The organism is Paenibacillus sp. GCM10027626, assembly GCF_042676285.1.
Lineage (GTDB): Bacteria > Bacillota > Bacilli > Paenibacillales > Paenibacillaceae > Paenibacillus_Z.
On the sequence record NZ_JBHTHC010000017.1, the window covers coordinates 17,673 to 38,060 of the forward strand.

A 20,388-nucleotide genomic window follows, 5' to 3' on the forward strand; every position below is an offset into this window, starting at 1 on the left:
TCCACTTCCCCTGCCTAGAACAAAGGAATAATTGTTTATATTTATTTTGAACGTTTATCATTGTGTGAACGCGGGCTACAGCTGGTTGTCGTTGGGCAGCTGTGCCGAACCAATATGCGACGTGTGCTTGGAAAGTTGAGTTATTCATATTGAAAACTAATTGCTGGGAAGTTGGATGCCGCTCCAGCCGCTTACGTCGCATTGGCCATATTCATTATTACCCGCAGCAACCACCGTGCCGTCCGATTTAAGGCCGATCGTATGAGTGCAACCCGCCGCTACCGCCACAATATCACGCCAGCCGCTTACGTCACATTGGCCATATTTATTATCACCCGCTGCCGCCACCGTGCCGTCCGATTTAAGGCCGATCGTATGATAACTCCCCGCCGCTATCGCCACAATACCATTCCAGCCGCTTACATCGCATTGGTCATGCTTATTCAAACCCACAGCCGCCACCGTACCGTCCCTTTTAAGACCAATGGTATAAAGGTAACCCGCGGCTACTGCCACTATGTCACGCCAGCCGCTTACATTGCATTGGCCATACCGATTATTACCCACAGCCGTCACCGTGCCGTCCAAATTAAGACCAATGGTATGCCAGTCACCCGCCGTGACCGCCACAATATCATGCCAGCCGCTTACATTGCATTCACCTTCATTATTTCGGCCCGCAGCTACCACCGTGCCATCCGATTTAAGCCCAATGGTACGACGCCAGCCTGCCGCCACCGCTACAATATCGCACCAGCCGCTTACATTGCATTGGTCATGCTTATTCCAACCCGCAGCCGCCACAGTACCGTCAGATTTAAGACCGATTGTATGAGCATTACCCGTGTTTGTCGCCATATGAACATTACCGGCCGCAACCGCCACCATATCGCGCCAGCCGCTTACGTCACATTGGCCATATTTATTATCACCCGCAGCCGTCACCGTGCCGTCAGATTTAACACCAACGGTATGACGATGCCCCGCCGCTATGGTATTTCCAGGCCACCGTTTCACCTTTAACGCCGCTTCTTTCGGAAAAATGCAATCCATATCCTGCCTCCTTAAAACATGACCTATTTTCATTCATAGCTGGCCGGGTATTTTCGCGCTTTCCATCTTTGTCATGAAAGATATATATTTAGAGCAGGACGCACACCATAGCCGTCTATACTGTTATTCCCATAGCTGCGAATACTGCAACTCGGGCCGACAAAAAACGCACGTGAAGGCTTGTTTCCTTGTGTTCGCAACCACCACCAGGAACAGCCAGTCTCTTCGCCGTCTCTGATGATATAGTTATCTTTGTTCGTTTTATCATATACATACAGGCTGCATCCATCAGGCTTTTTCATCTTGGCAAAATCGGTTCCAACAGCACGCCTCAAATCCTTGCCGTGGATCTCGGATAATCTTTTATCTCGGCAACGCTTAGCAGAAAGACCTTATCCTCCGTATCTGGGCAGCCCTCTCCGTTGTCCGTGCAATGAGTCGTCTTTATGAACTGCTTTTCGGCGGCATTGAATGCGGCGTTATAAAATCCATCATTCAGCCACTCGCGCAAATCGCAGTCATGCCACGTAATTTCCATGCAGTCACGCCACTTCAGATCCGCGCTCTTGCCATGATACCTCTTGCAGTCCAAAATATACTCACTCAAAACAAATAGCTCGATTCCTGAATTTTGAAGAACACGCCATTTAATCGCCAGTTCTTTACCGTTGACAGACTGCGGATACGTGCCGAACGTAATGAATTCGCCGGGCTTTAGGTTCCGGTACGTTAAAGCAAAATGACCCTTTTCCATTAAGTTTTCCTCCTCGCTTTTTCATTCCAACTTCGATCATATAACATTCATGCAAGATTTTTTTTGATATACCGGGAATCCTTGTGTGGACGGCCATTGTCTCTTATAATATTGTTGCTGTACTTTAGAGTTTGACTTTAAGGAAGGTGTCGCAGGTGGACAAAACCTTTACGCCGAAACAGATGGCCAAGACACTTCATGTCAGCACCACAACCTTGCGAAGATATGAAAGTCTTGATTTGGTGCCTGACGTGCCTCGGACAGCCAGTAATAGAAGATATTATACTACGCTCCATGTTCAAGCTTTCCTTGCTTTACGGTCCTTGATCAAAGGATTCGATTTGCCTATCGCATATGATGTCATGAACTTATTAAGAAAAGGTCACGTTGAACAAGCACTTTGGATGATCAATCTACAACAATACAACATTCAGGTAGAGAAGCAACGAGTCGAGGAGGTCATGAGCCTCATTCATCAAACTGATTTCTCTGTGTACAGGAATATTCAAGTCACGGATGAAATGAAAATCGGGGAAGTCGCCGTTATCGCTGGTGTAAACCCATCCGCTATTCGGCATTGGGTCCTTTCTCTTTCATTTTCCTAATTTACATCTGAGATATTTCAACCACAAAGTCGATATATCAATCTTTTTTAGTTGCGACGGTTCGCCTTCAATCCCCAGATCGGGTGCGCGGCCCATGTCAGCAAAGCCTCGGCGTTCACCGCCTGTTTTTTCCAGTAGCCCCCCCCCTATCTACCTTCCTCAGGAATAGCTATCCCCTGTGCGAAGACATATAAGGGAAATAAGTACCGCTCGTTAAGAAGCCCCCTCTATTCAATATATGAACATTACAAGGGGGCGCCGATCAGAATATTAGATTTTTCGACACTCTCCGGTATTTCTAAGGGATTAATTATTTTGAAAAAAATCTTTCCATGGATCATGGCCGCCGCTCCTTAAAAGCGCATCTGCCATATTAATACCATCGGGAGCAACTATGTCAAGTTCATCCCATGCGATAGGCATGGACACCTTGGCTCCTTTTCTCGCTCTTATGGAATAGGGAGCGATACTTGTTGCACCTCTGCCGTTTCGAATCCAGTCGATAAATATTTTGCCGGCACGATTGGCCTTTCTGGCATTGCTTGTGTAGCGGTCAGGCCATTTCTGCTCCATCACCTCAGCGACACGCCTGGCAAAACCGTGCAACGTATCCCAGCTCATAACCGGTTTTAAAGGGACAACCACATGGTATCCTTTGCCGCCGCTAGTCTTGAGATATGAATTCAGGGAAAGTTCGGCAAGAATACTTTTCATATCCCTTGCACCCTGCCGCACCCTGCCTAGCTCCATTCCTTCATCCGGGTCCAGATCAAAGACCATCATATCGGGCTTTTCAAGCTCGTTGATGCAGCTTCCCCAAATATGAAATTCCAATGAGCCCATTTGCGCTTCGGAGATAAGCCCGGATAAGTTCTCGATATAAAAGTAATCTTCTGTTTTTCCGCTGCTTGTAGTGATAGGAATCGGGACAACTCCCTTACTTTCCGGACCGGGATGCTTCTTATAGAAGCAGGTCTGCGATATTCCCCTGGGACAGCGTACAATGGTAAGGATTCTGCGGCTCACATATGGCAGCATCTGTTCCGAAACCTTTGCATAGTACAGAATAACGTCTTCTTTTGTAATTACAGGGTCGTCGAACAACACCTTGTCCGGGTTGGTAATTTTTATTCCTTCGATCATAATGCTGTTTGAAGTTGCTATTATTGATCTCTCCACTTCTACGGCGGGGAATCGAGGATCTATTTCATCCTCTGTCGTTTTTTTGTCGGAAAGGGGATATTCCCCGCTAACGAATTCCTGCCTTTTATCGCATTTCAGTTTGATCCAGTCACCGTTCCTTGTTCCGTTGTAGCAGGAATCGGCTTTCTTGCCTATTATCCCTTCCATGCCTGCCTCGCAGGCCGCAGCAAAACTTTCTTTTCCGTTTCCTCTAATATGGCGGCTGTAGTAGAGGTTTTTTGGGGCATTCTTCATCAAAGTCTCAAGCATTTCTTTTCTGTTACTTAGACGCTGCCCCCGAAGATCCGCACCATCCAGCGCAAGGAGATCAAAGACGATATAGGTTAGATTCCGGACTTTAGGATTTTTCATATAGTTCTGCAGAGCCTGAAAATCCGTCTTTCCCGATTCATCCGTGATTGCTATTTCGCCGTCCAGAACCATCGCCCTTCCGGCAGCAAGGTCAATGAGGGATGAGGTTATGTGATGGAACTGCTTCGCATAGTCATTGCCGTTTCTGGTTATGAGCCGAACATTGTTGCCCTCTACAAACGCAACGATTCTATATCCGTCGTATTTCAACTCGTAAAGCCAATCCCCATCCTTGGGAATCGTATTAACTAATTTAACAAGCTGCACTTCGACCCTGTTGAAGGGGTTCCTTATGATTTTTTCCTCTTCTCCCGCTTCAATCTCCGCCATGGTGCGCCCGGTCCTGATACTGGTGCTAAATTCGGATATCCTGTCATCAGTTTTGACATGCTCATCTTTTTCCTTCAGTAATAGCCAGTGATCCTTCTTCTCGCCGGCTTTCGCATTCCACCGGATCAAAACCCACTTTCCTTTAAGCCGTTTTCCTCTCAGAACAAACTTCAGCTCGCCTTTAAGAAGTCCTTCCTCCACATTTCCTTGCGGTTCCCAGAAGCCTTCATCCCAAAGCATGACTACTCCGCCGCCGTACTCCCCCTTAGGAATTGTCCCCTCAAAGTTCCTATATTCCAGCGGGTGGTCCTCCACCATTACGGCGAGTCTTTTGTCACGAGTATCATAGGAAGGCCCCTTGGGCACCGCCCAGCTCAAAAGAACCCCCGCCCATTCCAAACGTAAATCGTAGTGCTCTCTTCTAGCCATATGGTGCTGGACGACAAATCTCAGACCTTCTTCCGAAGCTTCTGTTTTTCCTTCCGGCTCCAACGTTCTTTCAAAATTCCTTTTTTGGTTGTACTCACTTAGTTTCGCAGTCATAAAATCACGCCGTTTCCTTGTCTTTTTCGCTAACTCGACGCTGGCTTTCAAAGCCTTCATGAGTTGAAACCTATAAAGGATATTGTTTCCAACTAAATGATTCGTATTCGGTACTCCATTTTGCAGCGCTCGGAAGGAGTTTATTCCCGCCGCTTCTCCAGTACTGCACTTGACCGTTAAATGCAAATAACGACTGCAGATGACATTGCGGTCAATCTACAGTCGTTATTCTAAAGCCACTAACGAACCTGACAAACCTTATTCGGCTCAAAATGGGGCCTTGTGGGCTGTAACGAATCTACCGATCGTTATTCGCCGAAAATCGGCCGGTTCCCGACCTTTTTTTCAGTAATAGCGTGCCTCAGGTTCGTTACACGCATAGTAAGCCGATTTTTCGGCCATTAGCGTGTCTCAGGTTCGTTAGCCCTAATCGTCAACATAGGGAGGATGAAACGGAGGGCATCCAGATCGCTATCCCCCCTGATGATGCCGCATAGCAGCATGGAGTAGCTAACTGCGTTTTATGTAGTTAGTTGCTGAGGATTAGCAGACGATTCGTGATCTAAATGCAAAACCTGTATTTAGTTTAGCCGATTTGAGCGGGGTTCGTGATTTTGCAGCAAACTAAAGGGAGAAAATGCATGTAGTTCCTTGTGATTCCTGAAAGACAGGGAAACTAAATGCAAAAAATCCCTTTAGTCGTCCTATAAGAGGCTGTGGATTGGCCGTGTGTGCTTTTAACCAACTGAGAAAAACCCATATAAATCAAGGAACATAAGACTTCGATATGCACAGTATGCGGAAACATAGACTTTTTGGCTCTCAGCCGCCGCGGCGCTCTAAGCCTTGATTATACGTGTATGGTTGCCGCGGCCACTTATCGATTATTCAAATCCAGTTGGAAAGCCTCCAGTATTTCACTTGCAGCCTGGTCCACCGGCGTCCTTTTGACAAAATGTCCTCTAGTTAATAACCTGGCCGACCCTTTATCTGTACAAGTGATGAGGGTTAACAGTTTTTCCCCCGCCACATCGTCAATAACCTCAACCTCTGTCGCTTCGATCCTTCTTTGTTCGTCAATCTGATATTCATATATATAATTTAAATCGGTCAAATATACAGGGGCTCCAATCTTCACCTGAAATAACGGACTAAAAAGCAAATCCTGCCGGTTCATATGATGACCCGCTAACGCATAGTTGCCTTCCCCCATGACTTGATCCTCTTTCATCGTTCCTGCCGTTAAAGCCAATGTATATTTGGAAGTGCCTTTACCGATTGGCAAATTTAAATGCACGCTGGGAATGCTGATACCTCCGGCAACAACAATGTCGTCCTTATTTAATTTTGCCATTAAAACGGTCTTTAAATCCAGCTCTTCAACCTCATTAAAATCATAGGAGACTTCCTTCTGCTCTTCTTTCTGCGCTTCGATTGATTCTGGTTTACGGAAATCTGAAACATTCAGGTTCACCGCTTCTGTCCCGGAAGAAACGACCCAATTTATAATAGGCTCATAAGCCAAAAAGAAAATTCCGGTTAAGAGTAAAACAATGCTTAAAATGTTGTACATCCAATTCTTAACCCTGCGCTTTTTCTTACTCACCCAATCTCCCCCCTGCAGCACCTTTAGTTTATTATAGTGCTTCTGGCTACCAAGAGGCAATCGGGTTAAGCCAACACGCTCTCGTCTTTCTTCAGAAACGTAAGGCAACCATTCTTCCCATTCCATAGGTGCCAATTCTCGATCCATCCTAAGATAATAAAGACGAAGCATGTCACACTTCCTTAACTTGGTCTAGCCTGATTAATCGATTATTTTTTATCATTCATAAGAATTAGCCATTTTTTCACTGATTCGGGAGCTCGGATTATTCCAAAAACCCGGATTTTACCGAAAGTTTCTTCTGCTAATTCCCTTGTAACGTCTTTTGCTATTATGAGAGCGCCAACGATTTTAATATCGATTTTCACACCCTCTTCTTTTGCTTGCAATAATCGGTTGCGATCAAATTCTAATACTCCAAAAGCAAAGTACTTCGTATGTTTGAACTCCTTTAACTCAGCCGAATGACTGTCTAATTGTCTTCTAATGGCGATGCGAATAAAATCACTGCGGTTTGTATAATATCCTTGGTCTACTAAAAGATCAATTTGTCCAAGATCCATCGGCCCGAGATTTATCGTTATTTTTTCTAATTCAGGAATATTCACCACACCCCTTCTTGGTACCCTATAACTTCAACTATGCCTAACTAATTTTACCCTGTCAAGCAAAATAAATGGAAATTTGTATTGCATAAAATGGATGATTAAGGTAATATACCATCCGAAGGGATGTTGTACAGATGTTAAATGGATGTTTTATTTGAGAATCTTTTGTTTAACGAATAATAATCTCTTATGTAAAGGAAGGCGATTAAATGAAACAGAGGAAAACATTATGGCGTCTTACAGATTACTGTTTTAAGTACAAGATCACTTACACTTTTTTATTTATAACAATGTTTGTCGGTATAGGATTGGATCTTGGTACCGCTTGGTATCTAAACAAAATTACAGATGCAGCAGTCGCACAAACTGAAGCACAATGGCCATCCCTTATTACCATAGGTCTCATAATCCTTTTTCTTACTGTTGCAAACATTTATTTGGATACCTATTTAAAATCAAAGGTCTCATCACAAATCAGGAAAAATATTCGTATCGATACACTTAAGAAAGTACTTTGTCTTCCAATGAGTCATTTTAATGAGAATCATTCCGGAGAGCTTTTAACACGGATGACAAATGATAATCAGGCGATCGGGAAAGCGTGCAGTGATACAATACTTTCTTTAATTCGCAATCCGATCCTGGCATTATCCTCATTTATTTATTTAATTACAATCAATTGGAAACTGGCTTTTATTTGTGCTCTTGTTGGTCCAATGACACTTCTTGTCGGAGGATTATTCGGGAAAGTTCTTCGACACAATTCACAACAATTACAAATCCGATTTGGAAAATTAACCTCCGTACTGCAAGAGATCTTGGGATCAAGCATTATTTTTAAAACTTTTGGTCTTGAGAAGAAATTGCTTAATAAATTTATCTTGAATAGTGAAGATATCAGTAAGTTTGAAATTCGCGGAGGGAAAATCCAGGCTTCACTATCTGCTACGGCAAATGCAGTTGGTCTTTTATCCTTTATCATAACTTTCATTGTGGGTGCTTATTTTGCAGCGTCAGGATCTATGACCGTAGGTGGCTTAATCGTTTTTATACAGCTTATGAATCATTTAACTTGGCCATTTACCGGTCTAGCATCTTCATGGGGAGAGCTTCAACAAGCACTTGGCGCCGCGGATCGGATTTTTAAGACGATGGACGAAAGAACTGAGTTCCCAGAAATTCCTGCACAGAAAGTTAATCATGAATTTAAAAAAATAGAAGTTGCCGGGTTGACATTTGGATACGATTCAGAACGCTTAATACTGAATGATGTTTCTTTAAATGTAGAGGCCGGACAGAAAATTGCGTTAGTCGGTCCAAGTGGTGGTGGGAAAACGACTATCTTTAAAATGCTATTAGGTTTATTTGAACCTGACAAGGGTCATATACAGATAGATGAAAAAAATGTGAGGGAGATGGAATTGCAAGACTTAAGAAGCTACTTCTCACTCGTACCACAAGAAAACTTTATGTATTCTGGGACCATTCGAGAGAATATTGCCTGTGGAAAGCTAGATGCTTCAGAGGAGGAAATCATAGCAGCCGCGAGAGATGCCAATGCTTTAGGATTCATTTCAGAACTCCCCGATGGTTTGGATACTCACATTGGTGAGGGAGGGGTCCGTTTATCAGGAGGTCAGAAACAAAGAATATCAATTGCTCGAGCTCTACTTAGAAATGCACCAGTTTTGTTGCTAGATGAAGCAACTGCAGCGCTAGATAACGAATCCGAGCGGCTAGTTCAAGAGGCCTTGGATCGTTTAATGGTCGGAAAAACAACGTTCATCATTGCTCACAGGCTTTCGACAGTTCAACACGCGGACCAGATAATTGTAATAGAGAATGGAATGATCGTAGATAAAGGAAAGCATGAAGAGTTATTACAATCTAAGGGTCTTTATCATAAACTTTATAATAGCCATCTATCAGCTACTTCAAAAATTGAAGCAAGTGCATAATTGAAATTTAATCAGAGCATTTTCCGGCTTCGACAGTTGATGGATAAAAATGCTTTAGGGTTTGCAGGCTACTTCTGCGCCTAAACAAGCTGGGCGCTCGCGTCCATATCGTTTGCAGCTCCGTTCGTATTATTGTGTCGAATGGAGTGTGAAAGTCTGAAATCAAAGTCTGAAGGTCAAAATTCATTCAGACAAACCGAACGATTGAAACTATTGGATTCATGATCACATACCAGTCACAATCGAGCTCCAGTGTGCACGACTTCTTACTCCTTGAAGGCGCGCAAATAAGCTGCCAAAATAACCGGCTTGCCGCCGGACAACTCCCGGCCCGATCGATTAGCGCCTTCAAATCGCCATACCGGTCATACGGCGCCCATACCTCCATATAGATAGCCTCCTGGTCAGCAGAAGCAGTTGTATGCACCGGATAGTTGCTTACATTATTGAAAATCAGACCTACATCCGGATTGATCTGCTGCAATTCTCGCTTTACGCGGTCGATCAGCGCCGGATAACAGGCTGCCAGATCAACCGTCGTCTGCGAGAGCGCGCCCGCCGCATCGCGCGTGAACGCATGCTTCGGAAAGCCCAAGATTAAAGGGCTCTAATCCGCCGCGGCGCGCTGCCTTTGCTGAGGCCCGCTTCTGCAGCGAAAAAGAAAGAAGCTTAGGTTTGCTAAACCTGAGCTTCCAAGCTGCTGCCCAAATGATGTTCTATAAATCCCAAGGAGTAAGTTTTCTCCCCTTATGGAGTATGCCCGGCGAGATACTGGACTGTGCCGGCCGGGAAGCTGTTCCATTCCCCGTACAGGCTGAACATGTCTGAACCGGCGCGGATGCCGGACTTGCGAATGATCGTCCCGCCGTTAGGCATAAATTGCGTGTTTGAACCCGGATCGCCGAGCACGTCAATCGTAACTCCGTCTTTCTTCAAGACAAAGCCTGTGGTAACCGTGTTGCCATTATCATACAACTTCAGTTCGTCGTTATAATATGTGACATTGGTGATGGCGAACAGATCAGTAAACAACCGGTCGATGAAGAGATACGGCACGCCCTTCGATAACGAGAGTAGCGTTCGGGTATAGGAGGTCTTCTGTCCGCTATTGGGCTTGTATTGATGAACTTCAAGCTCGTAGCCGGAAATAGACGTGGTATCACCAACGGCGTTGTGGAACAGCTGAATCGCCGTGCGCCCGCTGCCCATGTCCATATACTGCGAGAAGTACAGATCCTCAGCGCCTTGGGGAGCAACGGCGACGTTCAGAATGGCGGCCATTCCATCAGCCCCGATTACACATGACGACAACCCCTGCAAACCGCTGTTCCACGTCCACAGCGTCCCGTTCAGCGTCGACGGTCCGGTAAACGTCGAATCAGGGGTGCCTTCGTACAGCTGGAACTTGGATTGATTCGGGAAAATGCTCGACAGGTCGTAGGTGATGCTGTCATTCACGCCCTGTTTTGTCCGAATCTCAACCCGTCCGTTCGGAGCGAGCGGCGCGTTGCGCACGGTGAGATCGTAGGCTGCCGTGCCGCCTTTGCCGTCATCCGCGGTAATTTGTACTATCGTGCTGCCCGCCGTCGAAGCAGGTGTTAGCGTGAGGAGGTCCCCGGACACCGTTGCATTGACAATGTCAGACATTTGCGGAACCGCGGTAAAGGTTAGCACGTCGCCATCCTGATCTTCAAACAGTTGAGACAGATCGAACGTCCGGGCGTTGGTTACTCCGGCAGTCAGAACCTGTTCATAGATGGAGCTGACAACTTCCGGGGCATGGTTTTGTTCCACAGGAGCGGCATTGACCGTCACCGCAAACGTCGAAGCTGCAGTGCCGCCGCGCCTGTCAGTCGCCGTGATTGTCACTGTCGTTGAACCTTCAGCAACCGGTGTCAGCGTCACCTTTTGCCCTGAAACGGAAACGGTCGCGATGCCGGAAGCTGCTGATACTGCCGTAAAGGTCAGCGTATCTTGATCCGGGTCGACAACATATGAGCCGAGATCCAGAATTGTCGGTGCATCGCCCAATTGCAGCGTTTGAGCAGGGATCGCCGAGATAACAGGCGGTTCATTGATTGTAATTTGGAACTCAGTTTCCGCTTCCCCGCCTTTGCCATCTAAAGCTTTCAAGCGAATCGTCGTCGTGCCGGAGGCGAGGGCGTGCACTGTCGCCTGTGCTCCGTTGACCGATACCGTGGCGAGGCTTGGGTTCAGCGAGACCGCTTCATAAGTCAGCATGTCTTGATCCGGGTCGCTGAACAGTGTCGACAAATCCAAGCTGTAGTCGGCATGCCCTACGGTGAGTGTTTGATTGTCCGGCGTTTTCTGTACGACCGGATTCCGGTTCGGCGCTGCTGTCACATGCAGCTGGAACGATTGGGTCGCCGTGCCGCCGCGCCCGTCAGTCACCGTGATTGTCACTGTCGTTGAACCTTCAGCAACCGGTGTCAGCGTCACCTTTTGTCCTGAAACGGAAACGGTCACGATGCCGGAAGCTGCTGATACTGCCGTAAAGGTCAGCATATCTTGATCCGGGTCGACAACATATGAGTCGAGATCCAGAATTGTCGGTGCATCGCCCAATTGCAGCGTTTGAGCAGGGATCGCCGAGATAACAGGCGGTTCATTGATTGTAATTTGGAACTCAGTCTCCGCTTCCCCGCCTTTGCCATCTAAAGCTTTCAAGCGAATCTTCGTCGTGCCGGAGGCGAGGGCGTGCACTGCCGCCTGCGCCCCATTGACCGATACCGTGGCAAGGCTAGGGTTCAGCGAGACCGCTTCATAAGTCAGCATGTCTTGATCCGGGTCGCTGAACAGCGCCGATAAATCCAAGATATAGTCGGCATGCCCTACGGTGAGCGTTTGATTGTCCGGCGTTTTCTGCACAACCGGATTCCGGTTCGGCGCTGCTGTCACATGCAGCTGGAACGATTGGGTCGCCGTGCCGCCGCGCCCGTCAGACGCTTTGACCGTAACCTTCGTGCTGCCGGCTTGTACAGGTGTCAGCGTCAGCTGGTCTGCATTCAATATAAACGTCGCGATAGAGGAATCCTCCACGTTGACCTCATAAGAGAGCGGATCATTGTCAGCATCAGTGAAGAAAGCGTTCAATGACAAAATTAGATTTCCATCGCCGAGCCCTTTCGTCTGATTGGGAATTCCGGTGCCTTGCGGAGGATCATTGGGATCCTTGACCGCCACAGTGAACTCGGTCTGTGCCGTACCTCCCTTGCCGTCATCTGCCGTCACGGTGATCGCCGCCGTTCCGGTGCTGACCGGCATGATGGACAACACTGCTCCATTGACGGCGACTGCGGCGATGCTCGTGTTAGAGGATACGGCCGTATAAGTCAACGCGTCTTGGTCCTCATCTGCGAATACGTCCGCAAGGCTCACCGAATGAACCCCGTCCTTCATCTTGGCGTTAACCGGCGGGATTGCATTTTTCACGGTCGGCGCATGGTTGGCCGTTGCTGGAGGAGTCCAAGGGTCCGGGCTCGGAATCCACGAATAACGGTCATCAATGCCTGTTCGCACATGTTTAAGCTGTCCGCCTACCTGGTTCAAATTTACAATGACTTGAGACAGCTTAACATCCTTTGGCAATTGAACCTCGCCGATTTCCACATTGCTGCCGAGCGTCAGCCTTGCTTGCTGACTCGTCACTTGCAGGATTCCGATTTGCGCGTTCCCTTTTAATTGAACGGCTTGTTCGCCGTCCACCGTCAATGTTTTAATCTTGGCATTAACTTCAACGCCCGAAACCCCCTTCGCCAAAATGACCTGACCCAATGTGTCCCCCGTCACGGTGACGCCATTACCGGAAATCTTCAAGCTTCCTGCATAAGGGGTGCCGCGCGCATCAAGCACGACGCCATCCTTCACGATCTCCAAATCGGACAAATCATCAAGCGTACGGTTCGCAAACTTAAATTGCACAACGGCCCCTTCCAGCGCTTGCATATTGCGTTCCCCAAGCAGCTGTTTCCATTTGCCCTCCACCAAGAACGGTTTCCCGTCGATCGTGAGCACATCTCCATCCACGTTCGTGATTGTCTTCGTCTGCTCGCCCGCTTGGAAGATATCCAGCAAAAATTTTGCGATGTGCTCGCGCTTAACCACACCCCGCGGGTTCAATTTCTCATCCGGCGTGTCGATCAATCCCAGCCGCATGGCCGCATCCACTAGACTTGTTGCCCAGGATGATACCTGTTGCGCGTCCTGCACATTTGTTTTCAGCCCGCCGCGCGCGTCAACTCCTTTCACAGCGCGCACAAATACCGCGGCCAGCTCTTCACGGGTAACGGGATCTTGCGGGCGGAACGAATCCGCTCCTCCGCCTGTCATCAAGCCGGCTCGATAGACTGCCTTAATATAAGAAGCGCTCCAGCCAGATTCCGGCACGTCGGCAAACGATGAGGCTCGTACATCGGACAAGGGCAATTGCAGCGCCCGTGCCAACAAAGCTGCCAGTTCTTGACGAGTCAAATCGTCAGCAGGACGAAATTGTCCGGTAGAACTCCCTAGCAGCAGGCCCAAATCCTTTGCCTTTTCAATAGCTTCCCTTTCAGAGAAGATATGCCGTTCAAATCGTGAAATTCGCCTGCAGAAAATCCGTCTGTAGAAGCCGGATCTGTCAGCGTATTTTTCGTCCCGGCCAATTCTGGGGGCACATGATCGTTTGACATGGCCTGACCCTGATAAGTCGTTTCAGCCGCATAAGCCAGTCCCGGAATTGAACCAGTCAGCAGAGCGCCGGCAAGCAAAGAAGTTTGCAAGCGGCGACTGTTTTTTTTGAAGCTTTTAAGTTGCTTCTGTTTATCCATTCAGTACCCTCTTTCGGTAGAAGAGTAAGTTATTTCGGCTTACTATATTCAACAATTTTCATTGTTTTTCCTTTATAAAATAACATCAGTATTCGAAGGGCGCTATCCAAATTTATAGTGATCCTCACCGTAGAAGTTGAGTACCACACTCTCGCAACTTGACTCGAAAAAATTGATATAATGGAATTCTCATACCGAAAATAGCATTCAATATGTTGATAAGTTGCCCTCGCCCCCCAATAGAACCAGTTCTCTATAGTAAGTATCGGTCAAACGGCTCTTTAGTTGTAGATTTTTCCGTTTATTCGGTACATGACGTAAGCTCTGTCTCCAGCGCAATCTCAATAGGCTATTACGACTTGGTATTTATTGCGTATATATAAAAGGCCGTCCCCTACGTCATGATCTGGCATGACACACGGAACAGCCTCGTGAAATTCCGATAGCGATTATATAATCAATCCATCCTTCATCGTAATAATGCGATCTGCAAAAGGAAGCATTTCTTCATCATGGGTGACCATCAACGTTGTAAGGTGCAGCGTTTTGGTCAGATCTCGAATGAGCACCATCACGTCCCTGGATCGCTTTGAGTCCAGACTCGCCGTCGGTTCGTCCGCAAACAGGATTTTAGGTTTATGGATAATGGCGCGTGCGATCGCAACACGCTGCTTTTCCCCGCCGGATAAAGAAGAAGGATAAGCCTGTTTCCGATGACCCATTTCTACCAGCTCGAGAATCTTGGCCACTTCTTCCTTTTGCTCGCGTTTGTTCATTTTGGACTCTGCCACGTCAAGCATTAGCATAAGCTGGTCTTCAACGGTAAGGAATGGTACCAGGTGAGCAGATTGAAAAACAAAACCAAATTTACTTGCGCGTATTTGGCGAATTTCCTCCTGCGTCATCGCAGTCATGTTCTTTCCGTCAAAATGCACCTTCCCGTCGGAAGCGCGCTGCAGGCCGGCGGCGATCGTAAGCAGCGTGCTTTTTCCGGAACCGGAAGCACCCACGAGAGCTGTCAGTTCACCTTCTTGCAGGGAGAGGTTAATGCCTTTGAGCACTTGCTCCGAAACTTCGCCATTGGTAAACGTCTTGGTAACATCATTTATGGTGAAAGTTGTCATTTTACATGTCTCCTTGTTGAATGGCTTGCAGCGGCTCAACTTTTCTAATCTGCAGACCGGAAAGCGTAGCGCCGATAAATCCGATGACTAGGAATAGGACGGATAATTGAATGGTCGCACTCAACGTCAAACTGAATGGCATGCCCTCCGGTGCGATCATGTTAAAACCTTGGCTTAATGCTACCGATAAGACCAATGCGATCAAGGTGATGAAGAACATTTGCGACCACATCATGCGGAACAACGTGCTTGTTTTCACACCGATTGCTTTCAAAATGCCGTACAGCCCGATTTTCTGAACATTCATCATGTAGAAGAAAATGGCGAACAACAAGCCGCTAATGGCAATCAAAAACCAAATGATCATATTGAGGGACATGTTCTCTGCCTTATAACTTGAGATCGTATTAAGAAACTCATTATTTGAAAAGGAATCTAAGCCTGTAATCGAAGCTGTATCTTTTCCTGGAACGAACATCAACTGCATACCCTTTGTACGATAGATCTCTTTATAGTTATCCATATTAACAAAAGCGACAGGGGCGTGGCTGTATTTCTTTTGATCCACGAATTTCACGACTTTGAATTGGCCGTTGAACTGATTATTCGTTAATACATCTCCAACTTTAATGCCATCCTTCTCTAGTGAGCGATCTAACACAATTTCCCCCGGAGCAACTTTTTCGAAAAACGGGGAATCCGTCGAAGTCACAAATGCTACCGTGTGCTGCTTGTCCTCTGCATCGTTCACAAAACCCATCTGAATGGAAAATGCCGCGGCATCCTCATGCTCCTTCATCATTTGCTCCTGTAAGCTGGGATCTATTTTGGAAAGATTGTACGTTTTCTTCGCTTCAGTATTCATATAAAAATATCCCTTGGGCAAGTCCTTAATCAGGGCTGCATTATCATGGGACAATCCGTTTGCCAATCCCGAGATGATAAAGGTTAAAAAACTGACGAGAAAAATAATCGAGCCCAATATAATAAACTTCGCTTTGCTTTTCATCATTTCTTTCCATGCCATATTCATGATGATTCCTCCATTTCTTTGGTACAACATCAGATTATGCTTGTACTATGAACGGAGTGTGAATGGAACATTACAAACAAATACAGGAAGGGCTGCTCGATCGAGCCCCTGACCTTCTCGCTGCCAGCGAGACGCTCTCCCACCGTGGTCGGTTTCACAGTCCCATAAATACGAAAGGAGGAAATAAAAAAGCTTCCCTCTATTCAGAAGGAAGCCCTAATCGTAACATGTTAATTACATTGGGCACAGTCCGTCAAGATTCTCCCCGTATCTACCTGAGTATCATCTGCCGCGCCCATCGTTCCAATGAATTGACTAATTCGAAGTTTAAAGTCGATCTTAATGCCGTCCCTTATTAACTTCTTCCTTGTTAATGATTGTACTAAGCATCGTCTTGTTCGAATACATTGCACCAGTTCGGATGTTCATCGAGCTTAATCTTCAAACTTGGAGTTCCATGACTTCATCAGCTGAACTTTTCTTCAGTAGTTGTATAAGCAAAGTCATAGTTTGCCCGTGCCTCTACAACTTGAGTATAATTCACTCTTCCCCACTGTCTTAGCTCTTTCATCGGCTGAAGCAATGTTTCCCCTAATGGCGTTAATGAATACTCGACGCTTGGAGGCACTGTAGGAATTATATGTCGTTGGACCAATCCATCGCGCTCAAGCTTGCGTACCGTCTGGGTAAGCATTTTTTTGGATATCCCCTCGACCCTCCGGAGCATTTCTCCATATCGAATTTTACCGTTTTCCATGGCATAAATTACAAGTACAGTCCACTTGTTAGAGATAATGTCAAGAACTTTGCTATAACCGCAATTGGATAACGAAATATCCGATTGTTTTGTTTTAGATGCATATGTCAAATGATTTCCCTCCTACGCAATACGAAGTTCCTAGGACACTTTAAAGTGCCTACTTATATCATTCTAATTTTTGTATTACTGTATGTCTATACCAGTACTGTGCAAGATCTGCCGCAACAAGACACCGCTTAAGGGCGATCCGGACGTTCCAAGAGCAGGAAGATATACTCCCGAAAGGGGTATCTTGTACTGGATTACTTCGATGGGTAGGTATAAACATGACAAATATTATTAAAACGCGTCCCAAGCTATTTGTATTGGATAACGGTCGAATGAGCATGGATAAAAATTGGATAATCGCCATGCATAATCCGGCTACAATAAATAATCCGAACGCCACGACACAATTTGTGGAATTTCCAATCTATACGGTATTGATTGATCATCCTGAGGGAAAAATCTTGTTTGATACAGCCTGCAATCCAAATTCCATGGGCATTGGAGGGCGTTGGACACCATCGACCCAACTTTCGTCTCCATGGGTGGCAAGCGAGGAATGTTACCTGCATAACCGACTGGAGCAACTTAATGTTAGACCAGAGGAAATCAAGTACGTCGTTGCCTCCCACTTGCATCTGGACCATGCAGGATGCCTCGAAATGTTTACGAACGCGACCATTATCGTTCATGAGGATGAGTTTAATGGAGCACTGCAAACCTACGCCCGTAATGAAAAAGAAGGAGCCTATGTTTGGGCTGATATCGATGCATGGATCAAAAACCAACTACAGTGGAAAACGGTCAAACCGGGCGAAGACAACTTGGCTCTGGTGGATGGCATCAAAATCTTGAATTTTGGAAGCGGTCATGCATGGGGTATGTTGGGTCTCCAGATCGAAATGCCAGAAACAGGCGGAATCATTCTAGCTTCCGATGCCATTTATTCCGCGGAAAGTTTCGGTCCTCCGGTCAAGCCGCCTGGCATTATTTATGATTTGATCGGCTACAGAAATGCGGTGGAGAAAATCCGTACTTTGGCTACCCGCACGAATTCTCAAGTGTGGTTCGGGCATGATGCGGATCAATTCAGACACTTGAGAAAATCTACCGAAGGATATTATGAATAATAATAATCCCCTAGATGACACCGAATGGAGGCATCAACACTCGTCTTTGAACTGGTTTCTTCTCTGATTTTCTCTCAGTCGAACAATGGGGATTTGATGCGGCGCTTTCCAGCGCCGATCACAGGGAGCGAAACACTCCACCTTCACACACGCATCGTCGTCCCGCACACGGTGGCCCCCTCAAGTAGGCGATCAACGAAGGGTATGGAGTAAGAATATTGCCCGGCTTCATCGTTCATGGTCCGCCGATTGCCGTCGTTTCTACGCTATGGCACTTCCAACCGGATCAGGACACTTGGAGGACGGTCTGGCATTGTTTGGTTACCGGGTCGTGGAAGACATACGCGGCAGCCTCGTCGTGGAAGTAATCTGGTATTGCAATTTGTCCGAGGAACACGAGCGGTCCATTGGCTCCTATCGGCCAAGCGGGGGCTTGCAGCCAACGAGGTGGTTTCTTCGCATAGCGGAAGAGTTCCAAAATCCTTTGCTTGAGCCATTTTTTCAGAGCGCTCTGCAAAAGCGTCTCTGGCGCTCCTTCTATAATCGTTTGAACATAGGTCAGATCGAGTTGAAGCCACTTTGGCTCAGCCGCAGCGATTAACTCGACCATTTCGGCCTTGTCGCTAGACACATTGACCTCAATCCCCTGTTCCTCCAGGTACTCACCAAGAGCGGTTTGAGCATTCAGCACATCAATGGGGCTACCGAAGTTCAGGGCGATCAGGTAGTGATAAAGGGTGTGGCTTGAAGATGCAAATTGCGGCGGACGCTCAGTGGAAAGAAGAGCTTCAATGTCGGGATCTTGATACAAAATATCCTCGAATGCCCGAGTTTCCATATGGCCTTCGACGAATTTCTTCAACGTATTAACCGCAGACGACATACTTCCGCCTCCTCTCTAAATGATATAATGTGGAGCACAGTTTGCCTGTCCTGATTGGGCGTACCACCCGCGTCTAACCTCCTGATGCATCCGAAGCGAGGTCCGTCCCCGATCACTGGTGAGAAGGGGCGTCAATGGCGTCACCAGCGTGCGCCAACTATCCCACTCCCACAGACCGGGGGCATGTGGCGATGCGAGCAATATAGTCATTTGATAGGAAGTCGTTCGGAAGCTCAATGCCCTCGCTCCTTTCAAAAAAAGCCTCTAAAGCGATTCTGACTTCTGAAAGATACATAGAAGCCCCCCTCAATAGATAGTTCATCCCCGTCATTGGTAATAATTCGACCATTTCCGTCATTTTCCTTTTGTGGATGGATACATTACAATTATGATACTGAGCTGCCTCAATTGAGGCGGCCCCTTCGATATCGCCGTTAACGTTAGTGAGTTCCGAATCTGCTCCCCATCGCCAGCCGCGGCTGCATCGGCCAACTTGTGTCAGCTATTTATCTCTACTACCGCTTTTATGATCCCGCCATCCGGTTTTAACCATGTCTCATACTCTGTGATCGTATTATCAAAGTCAGTCCTATGCGTAATAAATGATGCAGTATCAACGTGCCCATCCCGAATGCTCTGAAATACATATTGAAAATCATCAGGCTGAGCATTTCGGCTACTAAGAAGAGTCATTTCTTTCTTGTGAAAATCCGGGTCATAAAAACTGATGTTGTCTTTTACTAAACCAACAAAAACAAGCTTGCCTCCGTGAGCCGCGAAATTCATTGCATTTTCCATCGATCTGGCATTTCCTGTTACGTCAAACACAATTGACGCCATTTCTCCGGATGTAATTCGTGAAATCTCTGCGGGGAGATCTTGATTAACGTTTAGCGTATAGTCAACTGGCCCCCAGCGCTTACAAAACTCCAAACGATTTTCATTCATGTCAACGGCGATTACATTTGCCCCTTTCAGCTTTGCATATTTCATAACACCAAGCCCGATCGGCCCTGCTCCCACTACTAGCACATTATCATTTTTTTTGACCTCTGCACGCTTAACGGCGTGAGCGCCAATCGCTAAACATTCTATGATCGCAGCTTGGTCTAGAGAAATTTCATTGGTACAAAGCAAATGATCATGAGGTACACAAAGGTACTCCCTCATTCCCCCATCTTTATGAACTCCGAAAAGTGAAAGGTTAACACAGCAATTCGTTTTTCCCAATCTGCATGGCATGCATTTTCCACATTCAATATAGGGAATGATTGAAACTTTATCGCCAACCTTTAAGTTTTGCTTATTATTTCCTATTTCCATAATTTCACCGGATAGTTCATGTCCAAGAATTCTAGGATATTCAAAAAAGGGCTGATTTCCTCTGTATGCATGTAAATCAGTACCGCAAATACCGATTCGTCGAATCTTTACCAAAGCTTCATTTTCATTTCTTACAGGCATCTCTTCTTCTATCATTTTTAGCTTGTACGGTTCCATACAAATTATACTTTTCACTCGTTATCCTCCCCAAAATTTATTATTCCCTGACCTAAGAAGAGAAAGCAGCTCT

Annotated in this window: 17 protein-coding genes; 3 read left to right on the forward strand and 14 right to left on the reverse strand. The window is 46.6% G+C overall.

Annotated elements, in window-relative coordinates; genetic code table 11:
• Nucleotides 1-156 precede the first annotated feature (156 nt).
• The 3 genes from ACFQ0N_RS26720 to ACFQ0N_RS26730 form a co-directional block, all read right to left on the reverse strand.
• Entirely contained in the window at nucleotides 157-1,053 is an 897-nt protein-coding gene (locus tag ACFQ0N_RS26720) for an RCC1 domain-containing protein (protein ID WP_379332122.1), read from the reverse strand.
• Nucleotides 1,054-1,124: 71 nt separating this feature from the next.
• Nucleotides 1,125-1,355, reverse strand: coding sequence for a DUF6273 domain-containing protein (locus ACFQ0N_RS26725; RefSeq protein WP_379332124.1), 231 nt, complete (start codon nucleotides 1,353-1,355; stop codon nucleotides 1,125-1,127).
• Between the two features lie 29 nt (nucleotides 1,356-1,384).
• Nucleotides 1,385-1,807, reverse strand: a complete 423-nt coding sequence (locus ACFQ0N_RS26730; protein WP_379332126.1) for a DUF6273 domain-containing protein — start codon at nucleotides 1,805-1,807, stop codon at nucleotides 1,385-1,387.
• A gap of 155 nt (nucleotides 1,808-1,962) precedes the next feature.
• On the opposite strand from ACFQ0N_RS26730, the gene ACFQ0N_RS26735 reads away from it, so the two are divergent.
• Entirely contained in the window at nucleotides 1,963-2,412 is a 450-nt protein-coding gene (locus tag ACFQ0N_RS26735; protein WP_379332128.1) for a MerR family DNA-binding transcriptional regulator, read from the forward strand.
• A gap of 306 nt (nucleotides 2,413-2,718) precedes the next feature.
• Here the strand turns inward: ACFQ0N_RS26735 and ligD are convergent, their stop codons facing one another.
• From ligD to ACFQ0N_RS26750, 3 genes are all read right to left on the reverse strand, one after another.
• On the reverse strand, nucleotides 2,719-4,899 hold the full coding sequence (ligD, locus tag ACFQ0N_RS26740) for a non-homologous end-joining DNA ligase (RefSeq protein ID WP_379332130.1): 2,181 nt from the start codon (nucleotides 4,897-4,899) through the stop codon (nucleotides 2,719-2,721).
• 817 nt (nucleotides 4,900-5,716) lie between these two features.
• The gene (locus ACFQ0N_RS26745; RefSeq protein WP_379332391.1) at nucleotides 5,717-6,571 is read right to left on the reverse strand and encodes a class A sortase; all 855 of its coding nucleotides are present in this window, start codon (nucleotides 6,569-6,571) and stop codon (nucleotides 5,717-5,719) included.
• Nucleotides 6,572-6,654: 83 nt separating this feature from the next.
• Nucleotides 6,655-7,053 (reverse strand): ribbon-helix-helix protein, CopG family, encoded by a 399-nt coding sequence (locus tag ACFQ0N_RS26750; RefSeq protein WP_379332132.1) that lies wholly within the window; start codon nucleotides 7,051-7,053, stop codon nucleotides 6,655-6,657.
• A gap of 209 nt (nucleotides 7,054-7,262) precedes the next feature.
• On the opposite strand from ACFQ0N_RS26750, the gene ACFQ0N_RS26755 reads away from it, so the two are divergent.
• Nucleotides 7,263-9,011, forward strand: a complete 1,749-nt coding sequence (locus ACFQ0N_RS26755; protein WP_379332134.1) for an ABC transporter ATP-binding protein — start codon at nucleotides 7,263-7,265, stop codon at nucleotides 9,009-9,011.
• Between the two features lie 187 nt (nucleotides 9,012-9,198).
• On the opposite strand, the gene ACFQ0N_RS26760 is transcribed toward ACFQ0N_RS26755, so the two are convergent.
• The 6 genes from ACFQ0N_RS26760 to ACFQ0N_RS26785 form a co-directional block, all read right to left on the reverse strand.
• On the reverse strand, nucleotides 9,199-9,606 hold the full coding sequence (locus tag ACFQ0N_RS26760) for a glycoside hydrolase family 66 protein (RefSeq protein ID WP_379332136.1): 408 nt from the start codon (nucleotides 9,604-9,606) through the stop codon (nucleotides 9,199-9,201).
• 152 nt (nucleotides 9,607-9,758) lie between these two features.
• Complete coding sequence (locus ACFQ0N_RS26765) at nucleotides 9,759-13,553, reverse strand: Ig-like domain-containing protein (protein ID WP_379332138.1); 3,795 nt, start codon at nucleotides 13,551-13,553, stop codon at nucleotides 9,759-9,761.
• The gene (locus tag ACFQ0N_RS26770) at nucleotides 13,538-13,840 is read right to left on the reverse strand and encodes a hypothetical protein (protein WP_379332140.1); all 303 of its coding nucleotides are present in this window, start codon (nucleotides 13,838-13,840) and stop codon (nucleotides 13,538-13,540) included. The genes ACFQ0N_RS26765 and ACFQ0N_RS26770 overlap by 16 nt, the downstream gene beginning before the upstream one ends.
• A 449-nt stretch (nucleotides 13,841-14,289) precedes the next feature.
• A complete protein-coding gene (locus ACFQ0N_RS26775; protein ID WP_379332142.1) occupies nucleotides 14,290-14,964 on the reverse strand; it encodes an ABC transporter ATP-binding protein in 675 nt (224 codons plus the stop codon).
• A 1-nt stretch (nucleotide 14,965) separates the two neighbouring features.
• The gene (locus tag ACFQ0N_RS26780; RefSeq protein WP_379332144.1) at nucleotides 14,966-15,997 is read right to left on the reverse strand and encodes an ABC transporter permease; all 1,032 of its coding nucleotides are present in this window, start codon (nucleotides 15,995-15,997) and stop codon (nucleotides 14,966-14,968) included.
• 466 nt (nucleotides 15,998-16,463) lie between these two features.
• Complete coding sequence (locus tag ACFQ0N_RS26785) at nucleotides 16,464-16,865, reverse strand: winged helix-turn-helix transcriptional regulator (protein ID WP_379332146.1); 402 nt, start codon at nucleotides 16,863-16,865, stop codon at nucleotides 16,464-16,466.
• A gap of 218 nt (nucleotides 16,866-17,083) precedes the next feature.
• Here ACFQ0N_RS26785 and ahlS point away from each other — a divergent pair, with 218 nt between their 5' ends.
• Nucleotides 17,084-17,932: an AhlS family quorum-quenching N-acyl homoserine lactonase gene (gene ahlS / locus ACFQ0N_RS26790; RefSeq protein WP_379332148.1), complete on the forward strand. Its 849-nt coding sequence runs from the start codon at nucleotides 17,084-17,086 to the stop codon at nucleotides 17,930-17,932.
• 286 nt (nucleotides 17,933-18,218) lie between these two features.
• On the opposite strand, the gene ACFQ0N_RS26795 is transcribed toward ahlS, so the two are convergent.
• Complete coding sequence (locus tag ACFQ0N_RS26795) at nucleotides 18,219-18,815, reverse strand: hypothetical protein (protein ID WP_379332150.1); 597 nt, start codon at nucleotides 18,813-18,815, stop codon at nucleotides 18,219-18,221.
• Nucleotides 18,816-19,313: 498 nt separating this feature from the next.
• Nucleotides 19,314-20,333, reverse strand: coding sequence for a zinc-binding alcohol dehydrogenase family protein (locus ACFQ0N_RS26800; RefSeq protein ID WP_379332152.1), 1,020 nt, complete (start codon nucleotides 20,331-20,333; stop codon nucleotides 19,314-19,316).
• Nucleotides 20,334-20,388 lie beyond the last annotated feature (55 nt).

What these genes read in the sequence shown, in the direction of transcription:
- ACFQ0N_RS26770 (WP_379332140.1), bottom strand. Translation starts at nt 13,840, where the DNA reads ATGGATAAACAGAAGCAACTTAAAAGCTTCAAAAAAAACAGTCGCCGC.
- ACFQ0N_RS26755 (WP_379332134.1), top strand. Translation starts at nt 7,263, where the DNA reads ATGAAACAGAGGAAAACATTATGGCGTCTTACAGATTACTGTTTTAAG.
- ACFQ0N_RS26730 (WP_379332126.1), bottom strand. Translation starts at nt 1,807, where the DNA reads ATGGAAAAGGGTCATTTTGCTTTAACGTACCGGAACCTAAAGCCCGGC.
- ligD (WP_379332130.1), bottom strand. Translation starts at nt 4,899, where the DNA reads ATGAAGGCTTTGAAAGCCAGCGTCGAGTTAGCGAAAAAGACAAGGAAA.
- ACFQ0N_RS26745 (WP_379332391.1), bottom strand. Translation starts at nt 6,571, where the DNA reads ATGGAATGGGAAGAATGGTTGCCTTACGTTTCTGAAGAAAGACGAGAG.
- ACFQ0N_RS26795 (WP_379332150.1), bottom strand. Translation starts at nt 18,815, where the DNA reads ATGTCGTCTGCGGTTAATACGTTGAAGAAATTCGTCGAAGGCCATATG.
- ACFQ0N_RS26720 (WP_379332122.1), bottom strand. Translation starts at nt 1,053, where the DNA reads ATGGATTGCATTTTTCCGAAAGAAGCGGCGTTAAAGGTGAAACGGTGG.
- ACFQ0N_RS26780 (WP_379332144.1), bottom strand. Translation starts at nt 15,997, where the DNA reads ATGAATATGGCATGGAAAGAAATGATGAAAAGCAAAGCGAAGTTTATT.
- ahlS (WP_379332148.1), top strand. Translation starts at nt 17,084, where the DNA reads ATGACAAATATTATTAAAACGCGTCCCAAGCTATTTGTATTGGATAAC.
- ACFQ0N_RS26725 (WP_379332124.1), bottom strand. Translation starts at nt 1,355, where the DNA reads ATGAAAAAGCCTGATGGATGCAGCCTGTATGTATATGATAAAACGAAC.
- ACFQ0N_RS26775 (WP_379332142.1), bottom strand. Translation starts at nt 14,964, where the DNA reads ATGACAACTTTCACCATAAATGATGTTACCAAGACGTTTACCAATGGC.